Consider the following 18,419-nt stretch of genomic DNA (forward strand, 5'->3'; position numbering starts at 1 on the left):
CACCTTGGCCCATTCAGAGAGATCGAACTTGCAAGACCATCGCAATCTAATTCTCGCCGTGCTGTTGTCGGTGCTGCTGCTGTTTGGCTGGGACGCGGCCATGCAGTATTTCTATCCGCAGCCCGAGAACGCCCAGCCCGAGGCCGGAAAGATCGACACGCCGAGCGAGCGGGCGGCGCAGCATTCGCGTACCGGCGGCCTCGTCGATCCGGCGGATCTGGCGCGCGAGAAGGTCGACGTAGCCAGCGCGCTCGCCTCCGGTGAACGGGTGCGGATCGATTCGCCCCGGATCGCCGGTTCGATCAACCTGCGCGGGGCCCTGATCGACGACATCGTTCTCAAGGACTATGCCGAGACGACGGCCAAAAACAGCGATCCGGTGCGGATTTTCAGCCCGCGCGGGACACCGGCGCAGCAGTTCGCCCAGTTCGGCTGGACCGGCTCGGGCGTGGCGGTGCCGGATGCAACGACGGTATGGCAGCCCGATGGTCCGGTCCTGCAACAGGGCCGCCCTGTAACCCTCAGCCATGACAACGGCCAGGGCCAGGAATATCGCATCCGGCTGTCGATCGACGACAATTACATGCTGACGGCCGAGCAAAGCGTGATCAACCGCGGTGCCGCGCCCGTGATCGTGCGTCCTTTCGGTCTGGTCAATCGCACCAGCCGCACGGCGAGCGAGGATCTCTTCAACGCCCATTCCGGCCCGATCGGAGTGTTCGGCGACGCGGCGAATTACGACGTCGACTATTCCACCCTCGACGAGGACGGCCGGATCAGCCCGGTCGGCCGGCCGAGCTGGCTCGGCTTCACCGATATCTACTGGCTATCCGCGCTTGTGCCCCAGTCGGGCACCCAGCCCGATGTGACCTTCCGCCCGCTTGGCAACGAGATTTACCGGGCCGACATGATTTATGAGCCGGTCACCGTGCCGGCCCGGGCAGCCGTCACCACGACCTCGCGCCTTTATGCCGGGGCCAAGGAAAGCGCCCTGCTCGACAGCTACGAGGATGCCGGCATTTCCAAGTTCGGGCTGGCGATCTACTGGGGCTGGTTCCGGTGGTTCGAGAAGCCGTTCCTGTGGCTCCTCAAGACCATCTACGGTCTGGTCGGCAATTTCGGCGTGGCCATCATCATCCTAACCTTCCTTGTTCGTCTGGTGATGTTCCCGATCGCCCAGAAGCAGTTCGCCAGCATGGCGGCGATGAAGGCGATCCAGCCCAAGATGAAAGCCATCCAGGACAAGTACAAGGATGACCGCCAGAAGCAGCAGCAGGAAATCATGGCGCTGTACAAGCGGGAGAAGGTCAATCCGGTCGCCGGCTGCCTGCCGATGCTGTTGCAGATCCCGATCTTCTTTGCGCTCTACAAGGTCCTGATCCTGGCGATCGAAATGCGCCATCGCGAGTTCCTGTGGATCAAGGATCTGTCCGCCCCCGACCCGGCGACCATTCTCAACCTGTTCGGATTGCTGCCTTTCCAGCCGACCGGGTTCCTGGCGATCGGCGTGCTTGCGCTGCTGCTGGGCTTTACCATGTGGCTGACCTTCAAGCTCAACCCCAATACCGGCGATCCGGTGCAGCAGCAGATCTTCAGCTTCATGCCGTGGATCCTGATGTTCGTCATGGCGCCGTTCCAGGCCGGGCTGCTGCTTTACTGGGTGACCTCGAATATCCTGACGGTCGCGCAGCAGAAGTATCTCTATTCCCGCCATCCGCAGTTGCGGGCGCAGGCCGAGAAGGAGCAGGCTGAAAAGGCTGCCGCCCAGGCCTGAGATGGAGGGGACCGGGCATCTGGACGAGCCGGCGCAGGCTGAACTCGAAGAGCAGGCGAGCAAGCTGTTTTCCGGCCGGGTCGATTTCCTGCTGTCCGCGCCGCAGCTTAAATTCCTGCCCGAGCCGACCGTGCCGGAGATCGCGTTCTGCGGGCGGTCCAATGTCGGCAAGAGCTCTCTGCTGAACGCCCTGACCGGCCGCAAGGCGATCGCCCGCGCATCGGTGACGCCCGGGCGGACGCAGGAACTGAACTTTTTCGAGGTCGGCGAGCCGACGTTGCTGCGTCTCGTCGACATGCCCGGCTACGGCTTCGCCAAGGCCCCGCCCAAGGTGGTCGAGCGGTGGAAGGAACTGGTACGAACCTTCCTGCGCGGTCGGCAGGTGCTGGTCCGTACGCTTGTCCTGGTCGACAGCCGTCATGGCCTCAAGGACGTCGACCGGACGATGATGCAGATGCTCGACGAGGCTGCTGTCGGATATCGGATCGTCCTGACCAAGACCGACAAGATCAAGGCAAGCGAACTCGACACGGTCGCCGCCGCCACCGAGGCCGAGGCGCGCAAGCATATCGCTGCCTATCCGCTCGTCCATCGGACGAGTGCGGAAAAGGGGATGGGTATCGCCGAACTGCGCGCCGCCGTCCTCTCCGACGCAGGCGTCTGATCGCCCGCTGATCGGTCGGCAATGCGATTCGTCGGTTGACGCCCACAGTCCGTCAGCCATCGATTCGCCGTATTTGAGGCGCGGGCTGACGAGGCCAGGAGCTTCTTTGTTAACCATGTTAATCTGAACGACAGGTCGCTGGGTGATGGGTGACTGCATTCGGGTGCCGCGCCGGGGTCTTTCCTTGCGAGGCGCCCGTCGTCATGGGGCCGGATGTCGACGCGACAGATGCCCCGGACGGCCTTGCGCGTCCTGCGCCGGGTAAACAGTTTGAAGGAGCTTACGATGCGTTTGACCGCGAAAACCACCGCCGGCGTGCTAACTGTCGCCATGCTTGCCAGCCCTGCCGCCACCCTGTCCGCACAGGACGGCGAACAGATGCAGCAGGAAAGCGAAGTGCTGACCACCGTCTATGGCGAAATCCCCGCCGATCTTGAAGGCATGCCGGCCGGTCCGACGATCGACGGTTACGTTTCGGCGCGGGATGGCAACCGCGTGCGGGTGACCGCGCCGGGCGGCACCAATACGGTCGTCAATCTCAGCCAGGCCACCGAAATCCGTTCGAGCGGCGGGTTCCTGGGGCTGGACAAGGACCGGCTCGGGCCGGACCAGTTGATGAACGGTCTTCCGGTCGAGGTGCAGACCGTGCAGTGGGGTGACGGACTGATCGCCAGCCGGATCGCGCTCAAGAGCAAGGATCTCAAGACGGCCGCGATGATCCAGAACGGCACCGACCAGCGCTTCACCGACAACGAGGCCGCCACCGAGGCGCTGCGCGGTCGCATGGCCGACATCGACAAATACAACATCAAGGGCACGACCAACGTCTATTTCGACACCGGCAAGTACAATCTGTCGGGCGAGGCGGAGAGCAATCTGTGTGCCGCGGCGCAGCAGGCGCAGTCGACCGAGAATGCGTTGTTGCTGGTGGTCGGCTACACCGATTCGACTGGCGATTACGAGTTCAACCAGACACTGAGCGAGAAGCGCGCCGCGCGGGTGGTGAACTACCTTCAGCAAAATTGCGGCTGGGCGCCGTACCGCATGCTGACGCCCACCGGCATGGCCGAGGCCGATCCGCTGGCGGACAACACCACCGAGGAAGGCAAGGCGCAGAACCGCCGCGTGGCCGTCAACATCCTCGTGTCGAAGAGCGTCGACGGCTTCTAGGCAATACGGACGGGAGAGGGGGGCATGGATCGGCCCCCCGCCCACGGGAAGGGTCGGCCGCAAGGCCGGCCCTTCTTCGTCCGTCGGCGGCCTTGCGCCGCTCGGTATGCCGCGTCATGCTGGCTTGATGGCAACCGAACCCGCCTGGTTCGCCGCGCTGGTGGCGCAATGCTGGTCAGCGGCGAGTGCTTCGACTTACAGCGCCGACAACCCGTCCTGCGGGCAATGCAGCGTCACCGCGCTGGTCGCGCAGGATTGGCTCGGCGGCGACCTTGCCAAGACGCCTGCCGGCGGGGGTTGGCACTGGTATAATATGATTGATGGGCGAAGGTTCGATTTCACCGCCGACCAGTTCGCGGCGAGGCTGGACTATCGCGATGTCCCGTCAACCCGCGCCGATGCCTTGACCGATACCTCGGTCGAACAATACCGCGCCCTGTCGGACGCTGTGCGAGCGCTTGCCCAGGGATCAGGTCGCAAATAGCATCGCGTCGTCGGCAAAGGCTTTCATCTCGAGCGCATTGCCGCTGGGATCGCGGAAGAACATCGTGGCCTGTTCGCCCGCCTGGCCCTTGAAGCGAATCGTCGGGGCAATGGCGAAATCGATTCCAGCCGCGGTCAGGCGGGCAGCCAGTTCCTGCCATTGCGGCATGGTTAGAACGATGCCGAAATGCGGTACCGGGACCTCGTGCCCGGCCACCGGATTAACCCCCCGATCACCAGACGGTTTCGCGAGGTGAGCGACAATCTGATGACCGTAGAAATCGAAGTCGATCCATTCCTCGCTCGAACGTCCCTCGGCGCATCCCATCACCTCGCCATAGAACCGGCGGGCGGCGGCAAGATCGTGTACCGGGAAGGCGAGGTGGAACGGTCTGAGGCTCATCATCGCAACCTTAGCGTCCGGTCCGGGTCCTGCCTATCGCCAACGCTTAGCGCATCGACAGCCGCGTCCCCGCCGCCTAGAGCGCAGGGGCAAGCATCCGGGGCGAGGCATGAAACTGATCGTCGGCAACAAGAACTATTCCAGCTGGTCGCTGCGGGGCTGGCTGGCGGTCAAGCAGTCGGGTCTCGCCTTCGAGGAGATCACCGTCCCGCTTTATGGCGATGCCTGGGACGAGATGCGCGACGGCGACAGCGACATCCAGCCGTCGAGCGGCAAGGTGCCGATCCTGTGGGACGGCGAAACCGTGGTCTGGGACAGCCTCGCGATCCTGGAATACTGCGCCGACAAGGTCGGGCGCGAACGGTTCTGGCCCAAGGACGATGCCGCCCGGGGCATGGCCCGTGCGATGGTGGCGGAAATGCATTCTTCCTATCAGGCGCTGCGGGTCGAGTGCCCGATGAACGTGAGAAAGCGTTTCGACGGGCTCCAGCTGTCCGACGCCGCGCGGCACGATATCGTCCGCATCCTGGGCCTGTGGGCCGAGGCGCGGGCGCGCTTCGGGGCAGGCGGGCCGTTCCTGTTCGGGACGTTCGGCGCGGCGGACGTTTTCTACGCGCCGGTCGTCAGTCGGTTCATCACTTACCAGATCGTCGTTCCAGGCTTTGCCGCGGCCTACATGCAGGCCTTGTGGGAACACGAATGGATGCAGGCCTGGGTCCGCGCTGCCGAGGACGAGGAATGGGTCATCGAACAATACGAGACCGTGGCTTGACTGGCGCACGCGCGGCATTGGCGGCGCTCCTGGCCATACTCGCGGTCCTCGTTCCGGGACACGCGCAGGCATGGGGCTTTTACGCGCATCGCACCACGGCCGACATCGCGCAGGCGAATGTCCGCCCCGAAACCCGCGCCAGCATTGCCCGCTTGCTGCGCGCCGCGCCGTTGCTGGGGACACCGGAATGCCCCCTCACCGATCTGGGCGATGCCAGCGTCTGGCCCGACTGCCTGCGGGGACAGTCGTGGCGCTGGGCCTATACCTTTGCCTGGCACTATCAGACCGAACCGATCACCGCGCCATACGACGCGCGCCAGAACTGCAGCGGCGGGGCCTGCGTATCGGCGCAGATCGAGCGTAATGCCCGCATCCTCGCTGACGAAACCCTGCCCGATCCGGTGAGGCTGGAGGCACTGGCTTTTCTGGTCCATTTCGCCGGCGACATCCACATGCCGCTCCATTCGGGCGACCACGATGATCGCGGCGGCAACGATCGCGAAACCACTTACGGCATTGCCCCGGGGCTCAACCTCCACTGGGTCTGGGACGGCCCGCTTGCCGAACGCGCGATCAGCGCCGCGCAGCCGGCACTGGTGCGGACCTATTCCGCGTCCGAACGCGCCGCGCTTGGCGGCGGAGCCGCTGCCGACTGGGGCCGCGAAAGCTGGCAACTGTCGCGCGAGTTCGTCTATCCCAACGCCTTCGATTGCGACCCGTGCGATGGCACGTTGCCGTCAGCCACCGTCCTGACGCAAGAGGGTATCGTCGCCGCACTACCCGTGGCAGAGCGGCGGGTGACGCAGGCCGGTCTGCGTATCGCCGAATACCTCGATCGCGCCTTCGCTCCTGGCGCATGGCCCGAGCCAGCAGAAACCCGGTGACGATGTCGGGCGAAGCCAGGGTCGCTGCCATCGGGCTGGGCGAAGGCTCCGGCCTTCAGATCGCAGATCGCGCATGACCGACGTACTGGACTATGCCAGGCGTCTGATCGCCGCGCCCAGTGTCACCCCTGCGACAGGAGCGGTGTTCGACGAACTGGAGGCCATGCTCGCCCCCCTCGGCTTCGAGGTCATCCGATTCACCCGTGGCGATGGACCGCCGCGTTCGCCCGAAGCCGCGGTCGAGAACCTGTTCGCCATCCGCCGCGGGCCGCCCGGGTCGCGTCATTTCGCCTTTGCCGGCCATCTCGACGTCGTGCCGCCGGGCGGCGGGTGGACCGACGATCCCTTTGCGCCCGAAGTCAGGGGCGAACTCCTCTACGGCCGGGGCGCGGTGGACATGAAAGGCGCGATCGCCTGCATGGTCGCCGCCGCGGCGTCCGTGCCGGAAGAGGCCGGAACGCTTAGCTTCATCATCACCGGCGACGAGGAAGGGCCGGCGCTTCACGGCACCCGGGCCCTGATCGATTTCATGCGCGAGTCGGGCCATCAGCCCGATCTGTGCCTTGTCGGCGAACCGACCTCGGTCAATCGGCTGGGAGACATGATGAAGATCGGACGGCGCGGTTCGGTCAACATCTGGCTCGAGATCGAAGGGACGCAAGGCCATGTCGCCTATCCCCACCTCGCCGATAATCCGCTGCCCCGCATGATCGCGCTGTTGGCGGAACTGGATGCCCTCGTGCTCGATCAAGGGACCGAGTGGTTCCAGCCATCCAACCTCGAGATTACCGAGATCGATGTGCCCAACGATGCGCACAACGTTATCCCCGCGCTCGCCAAGGCGCGGCTTTCGATCCGCTTCAACGATTGCCACAGCGGCGCCTCGCTGAGCGAGAAGGTCGGCGCCATCGCCCGGCGGCATGGCGGCACCGCGCTGCCGATCGTGTCCGGCGAGCCGTTCCTGACCCCTCCGGGCGAGTTCTCGAACATCATCGCCCGCGCCGTGAGGGAAGAGACCGGAATCGAACCCGAACCCTCGACCACGGGGGGCACATCCGATGCGCGTTTCCTGCGCGCGCTGTGCCCGGTGATCGAATTCGGTCTGGTCAACGCCACGATGCACAAGACCGATGAGGCTGTGGCTATCGCCGACCTTTACGCGCTAAGCCGCATCTATGCCGCCGTAGCGCGCAAGGCGCTGGCGGGCGGCGCATGATGAAGCAGACGGGGGAAAGCGACATGGACGGCACCGAGGCAGCGCAGATCGCCGCGCAAGGGACGGCGCCCGATCATGGCAAACTGCAATGGCGGATCCTGATCGGCTTCGTCGCCGGGCTGATCGCCGGATTGCTGGCCTATACCTTCGCCCGCGATGCCGCGTGGGTCGGGCAGGCGATCACCTATGTCACCAATCCCATCGGTCAGATCTTCCTGCGGTTGCTGTTCATGCTGGTCATCCCGTTGCTGTTCAGCGCGCTGGTGGTGGGCATCGCCGAGATGGGCGAGGTCCGCTCGCTTGGCCGGGTGGGGCTCAAAACATTGGGCTACACGGTCGTCGTCTCGTCGATCGCGGTGGCTATCTCGCTCGCGCTGGTGAACCTCATCCGCCCCGGCGACGGGATCGACCCCGCCGCTGCCGCTGACTTGCTGGCACAGGGCGCGGAAGGCGCAAGCAGCATCGTCGCCGCCAGCGCGGAGAGCGATGCAGGCGTCAATCAAGTCATCGCCATCGTGCCCAGCAACATCATCGCCGCGATGTCCGCCAACGACATCCTCGCCGTGATGTTCTTCGCGCTGTTCTTCGGCATCGGGCTGCTGATGGTGCAAACCCGCAGGACCGAAACGCTGAAGGATGCCATCGAGGGGGTCTTCGAGGTGGCGATGAAGCTGATCGGTTTCGTCATCCGGCTCGCTCCGATCGCGATCTTCTGTTTCATGTTCAACCTGACCGCGCAGTTCGGCTGGGACCTGCTGGTGAAGCTGGCGGCCTTCGTCGCGGTGGTCCTGCTGGCGCTGGGTATCCAGATGTTCGGGGTGTTCCCGCTCATCCTGCGCTTCGTCGCGCGCAAGAGCCCGGTCGCGTTCTTCCGCCAGACTCGCGAGGCGAGCCTCATGGCGTTTTCGACCGCCAGCTCCAACGCGACGTTGCCCACGGCCCTGCGCGTCGCTGATACCGAGCTTAGGCTTCCGCGCCGGATTGCCCGGTTCGTCCTTACCATCGGGGCCACCGCGAACCAGAACGGCACCGCGATGTTCGAAGGGGTGACGGTCCTGTTCCTGGCCCAGTTCTTCGGGGTCGGGCTGAGCCTGATGGATCAGGCGTTCGTCATGCTCATCTGCATTCTCGCCGGCATCGGCACCGCCGGCGTGCCCGGGGGCTCGCTGCCGGTCATCGCGCTGATCCTGGTCGGGGTGGGGGTCGACCCGGCCGGCATCGGCCTGATCCTCGGCGTCGACCGGTTCCTCGATATGTGCCGCACGACCCTGAATGTGGTGGGCGATCTTGTCGCGGCGCAGACGATCTCGACCCTGTCGCCCGAACTCGCCGAGGACGACACCGGCCCCCTTGCCGCCCCGGCCTGACAAGGCATTGCGCGGTTGAAGTGTAAGACGCAGCCCACTGCTGGCGGGCAGGCGCGAGATCAGGCGCCGGGCGCGGGCGGAGCGGCGCGCCGGACAGGCTTGACCAGGACCTTGCCCTTGTAGGCGCACAGATCGACCAGCGGGCAACGCCAGCATTCCGGCAGCCGCGCCTTGCAGGTGTAACGGCCGTGAAGGATAAGCCAGTGGTGCGCGTTCAGGCGGAACGGTTGCGGCACTCGTTTTTCGAGCCTGGCTTCGACCTGTTCGGGCGTCTTGCCCGGAGCCAGCCCGGTCCGGTTGCAGACCCGCAGGATATGCGTATCCACCGCGAAGGCCTCCAGCCCGAACCACGTGTTGAGGACCACATTGGCGGTTTTGCGCCCCACCCCCGGCAGGCGGACCAGATCTTCCCGCCGCCCCGGGACTTCGCCGCCGAACTCGTCGACCAGCAGGCGCGACAGGGCGATGACGTTTTTCGCCTTGGTGTTGAACAGCCCGATGGTGCGGATATGGCCGATCAGCCCTTCCTCGCCCAGTTCGATCATCTGTTGCGGCGTCTGTACCTCGGCGAAAAGCGCGCGGGTGGCCTTGTTCACGCCGGCATCGGTGGCCTGCGCGGATAGCGCCACCGCCACCACCAGCTGATAGGCATTGCCGTATTCGAGTTCGGTTTGCGGCGCCGGGTTGTCTTCTGCCAGGCGGCGGAAAAGCTCGAAGATCTGGTCGCGGGTCATGACAAGGTTTGGCGCAGTGCGGCAGCCCGGGCGGGGCGCGGCCTGCGTGCCGGCAAGGCGCTGGTCAAAGCCCCAGCACCTCGTCAATCGTATAGCGACCGGCGGGCCGGCCGACGAGCCAGCGTGCCGCTCGCACCGCTCCGCGAGCGAAAATGGCCCGGTCTTCGGCCACGTGCGAAAGCACCAGCCGTTCCTGCTCGCCTGCAAGGATCACGCTGTGTTCGCCCACCACCGTACCCCCGCGCAGCGCGGCAAAGCCGATCGCGCCGGCCGCGCGCGGAACACCGGCCCCGTCGCGGCCGCTATCCCGGTGGTCGGCCAGCGCGATGCCGCGCGCCTCGGCAGCTGCTTCGCCCAGCAGCAGCGCAGTGCCTGAGGGTGCATCGACCTTGCGGCGATGATGCATCTCGAGGATCTCGATATCCCAGTCCGGGCCCAGCCGCCGGGCCGCTTCGCGCACCAGATGGGCCAGCAGCGTCACGCCGAGCGAGGTGTTCCCGGTCTGCAGGATCGCAATCTCCTGCGCCCCCTGGCGCAAGGCATCATGATGCGATCGGTCAAGGCCGGTCGTCCCGACCAGCAGCGGCACCTTGGCCGCCTGTGCCGCGGCAAGGTTGCGGGCGAGTGCATCGGGCGCCGAGAAATCGATCAGCACATCCGCGCCTGCGGCCAGCGTGGCGGGATCGCCTGCCCGGTCCACGCCCCCGGCATATTCGTCGTCGGACGTGTCGATGACCGCGCGCAGCGCGCGGCCCATCGCCCCCTCGCTTCCGATGACTCCGAAACGCACCATTGCCCGCCGCCCTCCTTTCGTGGTTCATGGGCGTGATGACCGAAATCCGCAATATCGTGGTGCTGACCGGCGCGGGCATTTCAGCAGAGAGCGGGATCGACACCTTCCGTGCTGCCGGCGGGCTGTGGGAACGGCACCGGGTGGAGGATGTCGCAACGCCCGAAGCCTTCGCCCGCGATCCCGACCTCGTACAGCGGTTCTACGACGCGCGCCGTGCGGCGGTGCAGGAAGCCGTACCGAATCCCGCGCATCTCGCGCTGGCGCAGCTGGACCGGGAATGGCCGGGCGGTCTGCTGATCGTCACCCAGAATGTCGACGACCTGCACGAACGCGCCGGTGCCAACCGGTTGCTGCATATGCATGGCGAGCTTCTGAGCGCGTTGTGCAGTTCCTGCAAGGTCCGCCATCGCTGGACCGCGCCATTGGCCGACCGCCCGCTATGCCCATCGTGCGGCGCCGCGGCATTGCGCCCCGATGTCGTGTGGTTCGGCGAAATGCCGTACCGGATGGACCAGATCTACGACGCCCTGCGCGCGGCGGACCTGTTCGTTTCGATCGGGACCAGCGGCGCAGTCTATCCGGCCGCCGGGTTCGTGCGCGATGCGCGCGACCTCGGCCTGCGAACGCTCGAACTCAACCTCGAACGCAGCGAAGGCTCTGCCTGGTTCCACGAATCACGGCAGGGCCCGGCCGGAATGCTGGTGCCAGAATGGGTGAAGAGTATGCTCGCCCGCCGCTGATCAGGCGAACCGTACCTCGACCCGCCGACGTTGGCGTGCGCCGCGCAGCGCCGAGCCGACGAACGCGAAGCCCAGCAGCATCATCGCCCAGGTTGCCGGCTCGGGCACCGCCCCGCCTGCGGCTGCAGCGAAACCGAACTGCTCCTGGATGTCGGTGAAGACCGCCTGGTGAACCGCCGCAGTCGGGTGGGTTCCGTCGAACGAGAAATAACCCGAGCATGAAGGGAAGGCCGCGGCCGCCTGGCAAGTGGTGGCAAAGTCGAGGTTGGCGGGAAGGCCGAACTGCGCCGGATTGGCGGTAAGGCGCCCGAAGAAGTCGAGATAGCTGTAGAAATTGAGCGTGACCCCCTCAGCCAGCGGCAGGGCGGCAAGGGCATCGAACAGGTAGCCTTCGGCCTCGAGCGACAGGGGCACGGGATTGGGAAAGCCGGTGATGAGGAAATTGGTTGCGCCGAGATCGGCCAGCGTCTGGACACCTTGGGCATAGCTGGTCGCCGCGGCGAGCAGATAGGCGCTGTCGCTTTCATAACCCGCGGGCGCGCCGGTCCCCAGGGCATTGAATATGTCGTTGCCACCGAAATTGAGGACATACAGGCCGGTCTCGTCGACCTCTCCGCCCCCTGCGAGATACCCCTGGAACAGGCCTAGCTGTTCGCCAAGGTCCGGCACGCCCGAGGTATTCGTCGCCCGTGCGCCCCCGAACGCGAAATTGGTTCCTCCCTCGAGCGAGGCGGTGGTCGGCGTTCCGAACAGCGAGATGCTCAACAGATCGGTGTAGTCGTATCCGTTGGTGAAGCGGCCATCGAAATAGCCGGCGGCGGGACTGGCGACCGAGGGGTTCAGCGTGTTGATGTTTCCGGCATCGACGAGCGAATCGCCAAAGACGGTGATCGAGGTGACCGACTGATTGGCGCTCTGGCCAAAAGCGGGAGCCGCAGGGGCGACCAGTGCGAGCGTGACGCCCGCCAGAAGGGTTCCGCGCATGATCCTCTCCAATCTTTCTTTATGGTTAAGAGGAAAGCGTAATATGTTTCCGATATTTGACAAGCCGCTCAGCGCGTTGGGGCAGCCGGGGCGCCGCACGTGCGGCACTGGGGGTCCTTGACGATGGTGAAACGGCGCATGGCGGGTGCCAGACCATCGAGGAGGTGAAGGACGCTCCATTGCGGTTGGCCCATGCCGCCCGCTGTTCCGAGCAGAATACGGACCGCCTGGAGCGCCGCGAAGGTTCCGGTCCAGCCGGCCATCGCCCCCAGCATCCCCTGTTCGGCGCAGGTATCGCAATCCTCGGCATCAAACGCATCGCCGACATAACAGCGATAGCAAGCCTCGCCCGCCAGATGCCCGGCGAAGGCGCCGACCTGTCCCTGGAACCGCCCCACCGCCGCCGACATCAGCGGCACCCGTTCCGCCACGCAGGCATCGGCGATGGCGAGGCGGGTGGCGAAATTGTCGGTCCCGTCGAGCACCAGATCGGCGCCGACCACCAGCTGGGCGGCGCGATCGGCATCGATGCGCCGGTCGCTGATGATCACATCCAGCGCATGGTCGAACCCGGAGACCCAGTTCTTCGCCGCGACGGCCTTCCCATGTCCGACGTCGCGTTCGGAATAGAGGGTCTGGCGTTGCAGATTGCTCTCGTCCACCCGGTCGTCATCGACCAGCGTCAGGCGTCCGATCCCCGCCGCCGCGAGATACTGAAGCGCCGGCGAACCGATCCCGCCAAGGCCGACCAGGACCAGATGCTTGCCCGCCAGCATGACCTGGCCGGCGCCCCCGATCTCGGGCAGGACGATATGCCGGGCAAAGCGGTCGAGCCGCTCGGGCGGCAGGCTCATGCCTCGTCCTCTTGCGCACGCTCGCGCTTGAAGCCGTGCATGCCGTTCCACCATTGAAGGGCGATCACCGCTCCTTTGGAAGGCTGCAGCAGCACGACCAGCATCACCAATGCGAGCGGAATGATGATCGCCAGTAAGGCGAGGGGCGAGAGGGCGTAATCCGCGACGAGGGCGATGATGACCGGGGCGAGAAGATGCCCGGTGACGAAGATGCCGATATAGGCGGGAAGATCGTCCGCGCGCTGGCCCGACACGTCGAGACCGCAGACCGCGCACGCATCGACCGGCTTGAGCCAGCGGCGGAACAGCCCGCCGCTGCCGCAGCGCGGGCACCGGCACAGAAAGCCGCGCCAGATCGCCGCAGGAAAGGATCGGGGAAGGGGATGGGGTTCGCGCATCCCGCAGCATGTGGGACTTTATCTCCCCGCTGTCGACAAGCCTGTGCAGAACCTGTCGCTGGCGTGGGGAAGGGTCCGGATCAGCTTTCCAGCTGGCGGAGCAGGCTGCGCACGTCGCCGTCCATATCGGCGTCGCGGGTTCGCAGGTCTTCGATCAGCCGCACGGCGTGGATCACGGTGGAATGGTCGCGGCCACCGAACTTGCGTCCGATCTCGGGATAGCTGCGCGGGGTCAGGACCTTCGACAGGTACATCGCCACCTGCCGCGGACGAACGACCGCGCGGGCCCGGCGCTTGCTCGACATCTCGCTGCGGTCGATGCGATAGAACTGGCATACCGTGCGCTGGATTTCGTCGATGGTGATGCGCCGGCGATTGGCCGAGAGGATGTCGGTCAGCTGTTCTTCGGCGAGCTGGAGCGACACGTCCTGCCCGGTCAGCTGGGCATAGGCGATCAGCTTGTTGAGGCCGCCGACCAGCTCGCGGATGTTGCGGGTGATCGTGCGGGCGAGGAATTCGAGCACGTCGTCGGGCACGGCGAGGGGCGCGAAGCGGGTGAGCTTGGAGGTGAGGATTTTTTTCCTGAGCTCGATATCGGCGGGCTGGATATCCGCCACCAGCCCCATCGACAGGCGCGACAGCAATCGCGGCTCCACCCCGTCGAGCGCCTGCGGGGCGCGGTCGGCGGCAAAGACCAGCCGCTTGCCTTCGGCCAGCAGCGCGTCGATGGTGTAGAGCAGTTCTTCCTGGGCCGAAGCCTTGCCGATGATGAACTGGATATCGTCGACCAGCAGCAGGTCGAAGCTGCGCAGCCTGGCCTTGAACTCCATCATCCGGTTGGCTTTGAGCGCCTGGACGAACTCGACCATGAAACGCTCCGCACTGCAGTAGAAGATGCGGCTGCGGCTGTGGGTCTGCAGGAATGCATGGCCGATCGAGTGAAGCAGGTGGGTCTTGCCCTGCCCGGTGGCCGCCTTGAGATAGAGCGGCGAGAATTGCGGCTTCTCGCCCGCGCTCATCCGCTGGGCGGCGTTGAAGGCGAGCACATTGGCCTCGCCGGTGACGAAGGCGGCGAAGGTGAGCGACGCATCGAGCCCGATGCCCGAGGTAAAGCCCGCATCGCCCAGCGTATCGGCCCCGATGGCCAGCATCGCGCCCGCATCATTGGCCGGCTGGCGCCCGTCCCCGCCAAGGCGCAGATCGGAAACCTGACGACGTCCGGGATGGACACTGATCTTGACCTTACGGACTTCGCTCCGGGCGATCTTCCAGGCGAGGCTCAGCCGGTCGGCGAAGCGATCCTTTACCCAATTGGCGCTGAATTCGGTGGGGAGGTACAGTTCCAGGGTACCGCTGTCGGAATCGATCCGGCCAAGCTGGATCGGCTTGATCCACTGGCTGTGAAGCTGATGTCCCAGATCCTTGCGCAGGCCCTGGCTGATATCAGCCCAGTCCGCGGCCAGGTTCACAGCTTCGACATCCTCCATATCGTTATCCGCCTTGCATGTGAAACCTGCAACTTTTGACGACTTGGTCATTCTTCCCCCCAGAACCGCGGCCCCGCCGTCCCCCGGATGCGAGCAGGCAAAGCCCGCCCGCGGACGGAATCGCGAGGATCCCGCCGTGCACCCAAAGGTCGCCTCAATTTGAAAAGCCCGGGCTGTCCCTCCCAAGCTGTGGCGGGTTGTCTAAGTCGCTCACCCGATGAGTCGCAAGAGTTCGCCCTGCAAAAATTCTGAAATAAACCTGTTGACGCGCCGGAGCCGCAGGAAACCGTTCAACCTCATGATTTTGCTCGATATCCTGAAAATCGGCCAACAGAATCACAGGAAAACAACGGCTTTCCAAAGCCGTCTCGCAGCGGTGCAATGTGCAGGCGACAGATACGCCGAAGGGCCGCTCTCCCAAGGGGAGGCGGCCCTTCGATCGAGGCTTGTCCGGGTGCGGCAACCGCGCCCGGCAGCGTTCCTTACAGTGCCGAGACGCGCTTCGAGAGACGGCTCATCTTGCGCGAGGCGGTGTTCTTGTGAAGCACACCGCGGGCGACCCCGCGGGCAAGCTCCGGCTGCGCCGCCTTCAACGCATCCTGCGCATTGGTCTTGTCGCCCGATTCGATCGCGCTTTCGACCTTCTTCAGGAAGCTGCGGATGCGGCTGGTGCGCGCACCGTTGATTTCCGCACGGACGGTGTTGCGACGGATGCGCTTCTTGGCTTGCGGCGTATTGGCCATGTCTGTCCTCAATCGGGCGCCGCCATCGATGCAGGCGCCAACATCTTTGCAAAAGGTTGAAAAACGGCGGGCGGACCGCCGGAAAGCGGCGCACTTAGCCACAAGGCCCCGAGCCGTCAAGAAAAACGACCGCAGGTGTCATGGTCGCCGCGGAACCATGACCGACCGCTTTCGGTTTCCTACCCGACCGACCACGACAGGACCATAACGGATGACCGACGACCGCCGAATGAGCGACGAGGAGTGGCGCAGGCGCCTGACCCCCGAGCAGTACCGGGTGCTGCGCGAAGGAGGGACCGAGCGCGCCTTTACCGGCAAGTACGACACCAACAAGCAAGCCGGCGAATACCACTGCGCCGCCTGCGGACAGACATTGTTCGAAAGCCGTGACAAGTACGACAGCGGATCAGGCTGGCCGAGCTTCACCGCGCCTGCGCATGGCGAATCGGTCGCCACCCGGCGCGATACCGGGCATGGCATGGTCCGTACCGAGGTGCTGTGCGCCAGCTGCGAGAGCCATCTCGGCCATGTCTTTCCCGATGGCCCGGGCCCCGACGGCTTGCGGTACTGCATCAACTCCGCCGCCCTCGATTTCGAACCCGAAGACAAGCCTGCCTGACCTGCCCGGGCACGCCGCCAGCCCCGTGCATTCACCTCCAGTTACGGCTCGCCATCACAGGAGGCGCCCTTTATAGCGCCGCTGGACAAGCATCGGGGTGACGGGAGCGGATGGACAAGAGAGGCGATCGGCGCAGGCGGGCGGCTGGCACTACGCGGCCCCGGGCGGCGGCTTCCGATCCTTCCGCGGGCCATGGCCGGTTACGCATCTGGATCCGCCGGTTGTTTCTGTGGGGCGTGGCGCTGGCGCTGCTCGCGGCGCTGTTTCTCGGCATCGCCGTGGCCTTCGCCGCCCGTTCGCTGCCAAGCTTCTACCAGCTGCAGGCGACCCAGAACGCGCAGACCATCGTGGTCCGGGCGCGGGACGGGACGGTCATCGTCGAACTGGGGCCAAGCTATGGCGAATGGCTGAGTTCCGGCGAAATCCCCGATGTCATGAAGGATGCGATGATCGCGGTTGAGGACCGCCGGTTCTATTCGCACCCGGGGGTCGACCCCTATGGCCTGGCCCGTGCCCTCTATACCTCGATCACCGACGATCGCCGCGTTTCCGCCACTTCGACCATCACCCAGCAGCTTGCCCGCAACGTCTTTCTCAATTCCAACCGCACGCTCGATCGCAAGCTGCGCGAGGCGATCCTCGCGCTGGCGCTGGAATGGAAGTTTTCGAAGCAGCAGATCCTCGAGCTGTACCTCAACAAGGTCTATTTCGGTGGCGGCGCGTACGGGATCGACAGCGCCAGCCGCAAGTTCTTCAGCCATCCGGGCACCGAGCTGTCGGTCGCCGAGGCGGCAATCATTGCCGGCCTGGTGAAAGCGCCCAGCCGGTATTCTCCCACCGCCGACGTCGATGCCGCAGTCGCCCGCGCCGAAGTGGTGCTGCGCTTGATGCAGGAGCAGGGCTTCATCTCGCCGGCTCAGGCATCGGTCGACGTCTCGGCGGTCAGACTGAAGGAAGATCCGTCGCAGAATTCGGTGCGCTATTTCACCGACTGGGCGCTGCCGCAGCTCGACCTGCTGCTGCCGGAGACCTTCGAGCCGATCGAGGTATGGACGACGATCGACGTCGGCATGCAGGCCGCCGCCTCGGCCGCCATCAAGTCGCACGCACCGGGGGGCGCACAAGGGGCGCTGGTCAGTCTCGATCGCGACGGGGCGATCCTCGCGCTGGTCGGCGGGACCGACTATGTCCAGACCAATTACAACCGCGCCACCAACGCGATGCGCCAGCCCGGTTCCTCGTGGAAGCTGTTCGTCTATCTCGCCGCGCTTGAAGCGGGATACAAGCCCGAGGACAGGGTCGTCGATACGCCGGTCACGATCGGCGGCTGGAGCCCGCGCAATTCGAGCGGGCGCAACAGCGGCGAAACCAACCTGCGCACCGCCTTCGCCTATTCGATCAATACTGTTGCGGCGCAGCTGGGCAACGAGGTGGGCTTCGGCACCGTTGCCTCGATGGCCCGGCGGTTCGGCATCACCAGTCCGATCACCACCAACCCGTCGATGGTGCTGGGGACGAACGAGGTGCGCCTCATCGACATGACCCGCGCCTTTGCCGCGCTGTCGGCGGGAGGCGCGTCGGTAGAGCCGTACGGCATCGTCAAAGTGACCAGCTCCGGGGGCGAGGTGCTCTACCGTCACGAACAGCAGCGCAGCACCCAGCTGATCCCCGATTACGTGACCGCAGGAATCCTTGATCTGCTGCAGGCGGCGGTGCAGACCGGCACCGGGCGCGCGGCCCAGATCGGCCGGCCCGTGGCAGGCAAGACCGGCACCACCAGTTCCAACAAGGACGGCTATTTCGTCGGCTTCTCGAGCGGGATCACGACCGGGGTATGGATGGGCCGGGACGATAACCGCGCGGTCGGCGGATTGCAGGGCGGCCGCGCCCCGGCGCAGGCCTTCGCGGCCTACATGCGCTATGCGGTGAAGGATCGCCCGATCGAGGAGTTCCAGACCGAACTGAAACTGCCCGAATGGCAGACCGAGCCCGATGACGAGTATCTCTACGGCGATCCGGACGATTATTACTACGTCGACGAGCAAGGCAATCTGATCGAGCCCGGCCGTGGGGTGGGACCTCTGGAAGACGGCATCGTCCTGCCGGGCAGCGGGCGCCCGGCGCCGGACGACGATGGCGGTCGATCGCCGATCCCGCCCCCGGCGCGGCGGGCCGTGCCTGCACCCCCTGCTCCGCCCGTCGGCCGCGGCGAGGATGGCGAGCCGCAGGCGGTGGACGACAACTTCCTCGACCGTGCCCTGGGGCGGCAACGCGAACCCGCCCCCCCGCCGCCGGATGGCCTGCCCCGGCGATAGGCAGAAAGAACCCCTCCCG

The 18,419-nt window shown here is 65.6% G+C and carries 19 protein-coding genes; 11 read left to right on the forward strand and 8 right to left on the reverse strand.

Translation table 11 applies throughout. The features are described 5' to 3' along the window. The first annotated feature begins 28 nt into the window (after positions 1 to 28). From yidC to ACHFFA_RS02210, 4 genes are all read left to right on the forward strand, one after another. Positions 29 to 1,774 (forward strand): membrane protein insertase YidC, encoded by a 1,746-nt coding sequence (gene yidC / locus ACHFFA_RS02195; protein WP_394269195.1) that lies wholly within the window; start codon positions 29 to 31, stop codon positions 1,772 to 1,774. Between the two features lies 1 nt (position 1,775). Continuing rightward, positions 1,776 to 2,438, forward strand: a complete 663-nt coding sequence (yihA, locus tag ACHFFA_RS02200; RefSeq protein ID WP_394269196.1) for a ribosome biogenesis GTP-binding protein YihA/YsxC — start codon at positions 1,776 to 1,778, stop codon at positions 2,436 to 2,438. Positions 2,439 to 2,723: 285 nt separating this feature from the next. Next, the gene (locus ACHFFA_RS02205) at positions 2,724 to 3,608 is read left to right on the forward strand and encodes an OmpA family protein (RefSeq protein ID WP_394269197.1); all 885 of its coding nucleotides are present in this window, start codon (positions 2,724 to 2,726) and stop codon (positions 3,606 to 3,608) included. Positions 3,609 to 3,735: 127 nt separating this feature from the next. Further along, entirely contained in the window at positions 3,736 to 4,092 is a 357-nt protein-coding gene (locus tag ACHFFA_RS02210) for a hypothetical protein (protein ID WP_394269198.1), read from the forward strand. Here the strand turns inward: ACHFFA_RS02210 and ACHFFA_RS02215 are convergent. After that, on the reverse strand, positions 4,078 to 4,494 hold the full coding sequence (locus ACHFFA_RS02215) for a VOC family protein (protein WP_394269199.1): 417 nt from the start codon (positions 4,492 to 4,494) through the stop codon (positions 4,078 to 4,080). The two genes, ACHFFA_RS02210 and ACHFFA_RS02215, sit on opposite strands and share 15 nt — an antisense overlap. Positions 4,495 to 4,603: 109 nt before the next feature. Between ACHFFA_RS02215 and ACHFFA_RS02220 the strand changes: the two genes are divergently transcribed. The 4 genes from ACHFFA_RS02220 (at position 4,604) to ACHFFA_RS02235 (ending at position 8,733) form a co-directional block, all read left to right on the forward strand. Further along, on the forward strand, positions 4,604 to 5,266 hold the full coding sequence (locus ACHFFA_RS02220; protein WP_394269200.1) for a glutathione S-transferase family protein: 663 nt from the start codon (positions 4,604 to 4,606) through the stop codon (positions 5,264 to 5,266). Next, positions 5,263 to 6,150, forward strand: a complete 888-nt coding sequence (locus ACHFFA_RS02225; protein ID WP_394269201.1) for a S1/P1 nuclease — start codon at positions 5,263 to 5,265, stop codon at positions 6,148 to 6,150. The genes ACHFFA_RS02220 and ACHFFA_RS02225 overlap by 4 nt, the downstream gene beginning before the upstream one ends. A gap of 73 nt (positions 6,151 to 6,223) precedes the next feature. Next, positions 6,224 to 7,366, forward strand: coding sequence for a succinyl-diaminopimelate desuccinylase (gene dapE, locus ACHFFA_RS02230; RefSeq protein ID WP_394269202.1), 1,143 nt, complete (start codon positions 6,224 to 6,226; stop codon positions 7,364 to 7,366). 23 nt (positions 7,367 to 7,389) lie between these two features. Next, the gene (locus ACHFFA_RS02235; RefSeq protein WP_394269282.1) at positions 7,390 to 8,733 is read left to right on the forward strand and encodes a dicarboxylate/amino acid:cation symporter; all 1,344 of its coding nucleotides are present in this window, start codon (positions 7,390 to 7,392) and stop codon (positions 8,731 to 8,733) included. A 59-nt stretch (positions 8,734 to 8,792) separates the two neighbouring features. On the opposite strand, the gene nth is transcribed toward ACHFFA_RS02235, so the two are convergent. After that, positions 8,793 to 9,467: an endonuclease III gene (gene nth / locus ACHFFA_RS02240; RefSeq protein ID WP_394269203.1), complete on the reverse strand. Its 675-nt coding sequence runs from the start codon at positions 9,465 to 9,467 to the stop codon at positions 8,793 to 8,795. Between the two features lie 64 nt (positions 9,468 to 9,531). After that, the gene (gene dapB, locus ACHFFA_RS02245; protein ID WP_394269204.1) at positions 9,532 to 10,260 is read right to left on the reverse strand and encodes a 4-hydroxy-tetrahydrodipicolinate reductase; all 729 of its coding nucleotides are present in this window, start codon (positions 10,258 to 10,260) and stop codon (positions 9,532 to 9,534) included. 35 nt (positions 10,261 to 10,295) lie between these two features. Between dapB and ACHFFA_RS02250 the strand changes: the two genes are divergently transcribed. Beyond that, positions 10,296 to 11,000: an NAD-dependent deacylase gene (locus ACHFFA_RS02250; protein ID WP_394269205.1), complete on the forward strand. Its 705-nt coding sequence runs from the start codon at positions 10,296 to 10,298 to the stop codon at positions 10,998 to 11,000. Here ACHFFA_RS02250 and ACHFFA_RS02255 read toward each other — a convergent pair whose 3' ends face one another. From ACHFFA_RS02255 to rpsT, 5 genes are all read right to left on the reverse strand, one after another. Further along, positions 11,001 to 11,984 (reverse strand): SGNH/GDSL hydrolase family protein, encoded by a 984-nt coding sequence (locus ACHFFA_RS02255; protein ID WP_394269206.1) that lies wholly within the window; start codon positions 11,982 to 11,984, stop codon positions 11,001 to 11,003. Positions 11,985 to 12,052: 68 nt separating this feature from the next. Then, complete coding sequence (locus ACHFFA_RS02260) at positions 12,053 to 12,838, reverse strand: HesA/MoeB/ThiF family protein (protein ID WP_394269207.1); 786 nt, start codon at positions 12,836 to 12,838, stop codon at positions 12,053 to 12,055. Beyond that, positions 12,835 to 13,236: a DUF983 domain-containing protein gene (locus ACHFFA_RS02265; protein ID WP_394269208.1), complete on the reverse strand. Its 402-nt coding sequence runs from the start codon at positions 13,234 to 13,236 to the stop codon at positions 12,835 to 12,837. The genes ACHFFA_RS02260 and ACHFFA_RS02265 overlap by 4 nt, the downstream gene beginning before the upstream one ends. Positions 13,237 to 13,316: 80 nt before the next feature. Then, on the reverse strand, positions 13,317 to 14,723 hold the full coding sequence (gene dnaA / locus ACHFFA_RS02270; protein WP_394269209.1) for a chromosomal replication initiator protein DnaA: 1,407 nt from the start codon (positions 14,721 to 14,723) through the stop codon (positions 13,317 to 13,319). Between the two features lie 482 nt (positions 14,724 to 15,205). After that, entirely contained in the window at positions 15,206 to 15,466 is a 261-nt protein-coding gene (gene rpsT / locus ACHFFA_RS02275; RefSeq protein ID WP_394269210.1) for a 30S ribosomal protein S20, read from the reverse strand. 211 nt (positions 15,467 to 15,677) lie between these two features. Here rpsT and msrB point away from each other — a divergent pair, with 211 nt between their 5' ends. Next, positions 15,678 to 16,085 (forward strand): peptide-methionine (R)-S-oxide reductase MsrB, encoded by a 408-nt coding sequence (gene msrB, locus ACHFFA_RS02280; protein ID WP_394269211.1) that lies wholly within the window; start codon positions 15,678 to 15,680, stop codon positions 16,083 to 16,085. 110 nt (positions 16,086 to 16,195) lie between these two features. Then, positions 16,196 to 18,400 carry a transglycosylase domain-containing protein gene (locus ACHFFA_RS02285; protein WP_394269212.1) on the forward strand — a complete coding sequence of 735 codons (2,205 nt, stop codon included), beginning with the start codon at positions 16,196 to 16,198 and terminating at the stop codon, positions 18,398 to 18,400. The last annotated feature ends 19 nt before the right edge of the window (positions 18,401 to 18,419 follow it).

The sequence above is a fragment of the Qipengyuania sp. genome (assembly GCF_043423005.1).
Classification (GTDB): Bacteria; Pseudomonadota; Alphaproteobacteria; order Sphingomonadales; family Sphingomonadaceae; genus Qipengyuania.

Bases quoted from the DNA above. Each gene is read 5' to 3' on its own strand.
- yihA (WP_394269196.1), top strand. From the start codon at position 1,776: ATGGAGGGGACCGGGCATCTGGACGAGCCGGCGCAGGCTGAACTCGAA.
- ACHFFA_RS02205 (WP_394269197.1), top strand. From the start codon at position 2,724: ATGCGTTTGACCGCGAAAACCACCGCCGGCGTGCTAACTGTCGCCATG.
- ACHFFA_RS02210 (WP_394269198.1), top strand. From the start codon at position 3,736: ATGGCAACCGAACCCGCCTGGTTCGCCGCGCTGGTGGCGCAATGCTGG.
- ACHFFA_RS02215 (WP_394269199.1), bottom strand. From the start codon at position 4,494: ATGAGCCTCAGACCGTTCCACCTCGCCTTCCCGGTACACGATCTTGCC.
- ACHFFA_RS02220 (WP_394269200.1), top strand. From the start codon at position 4,604: ATGAAACTGATCGTCGGCAACAAGAACTATTCCAGCTGGTCGCTGCGG.
- dapE (WP_394269202.1), top strand. From the start codon at position 6,224: ATGACCGACGTACTGGACTATGCCAGGCGTCTGATCGCCGCGCCCAGT.
- ACHFFA_RS02235 (WP_394269282.1), top strand. From the start codon at position 7,390: ATGGACGGCACCGAGGCAGCGCAGATCGCCGCGCAAGGGACGGCGCCC.
- nth (WP_394269203.1), bottom strand. From the start codon at position 9,467: ATGACCCGCGACCAGATCTTCGAGCTTTTCCGCCGCCTGGCAGAAGAC.
- dapB (WP_394269204.1), bottom strand. From the start codon at position 10,260: ATGGTGCGTTTCGGAGTCATCGGAAGCGAGGGGGCGATGGGCCGCGCG.
- ACHFFA_RS02250 (WP_394269205.1), top strand. From the start codon at position 10,296: ATGACCGAAATCCGCAATATCGTGGTGCTGACCGGCGCGGGCATTTCA.
- ACHFFA_RS02255 (WP_394269206.1), bottom strand. From the start codon at position 11,984: ATGCGCGGAACCCTTCTGGCGGGCGTCACGCTCGCACTGGTCGCCCCT.
- ACHFFA_RS02260 (WP_394269207.1), bottom strand. From the start codon at position 12,838: ATGAGCCTGCCGCCCGAGCGGCTCGACCGCTTTGCCCGGCATATCGTC.
- ACHFFA_RS02265 (WP_394269208.1), bottom strand. From the start codon at position 13,236: ATGCGCGAACCCCATCCCCTTCCCCGATCCTTTCCTGCGGCGATCTGG.
- dnaA (WP_394269209.1), bottom strand. From the start codon at position 14,723: ATGGAGGATGTCGAAGCTGTGAACCTGGCCGCGGACTGGGCTGATATC.
- rpsT (WP_394269210.1), bottom strand. From the start codon at position 15,466: ATGGCCAATACGCCGCAAGCCAAGAAGCGCATCCGTCGCAACACCGTC.
- msrB (WP_394269211.1), top strand. From the start codon at position 15,678: ATGACCGACGACCGCCGAATGAGCGACGAGGAGTGGCGCAGGCGCCTG.
- ACHFFA_RS02285 (WP_394269212.1), top strand. From the start codon at position 16,196: ATGGACAAGAGAGGCGATCGGCGCAGGCGGGCGGCTGGCACTACGCGG.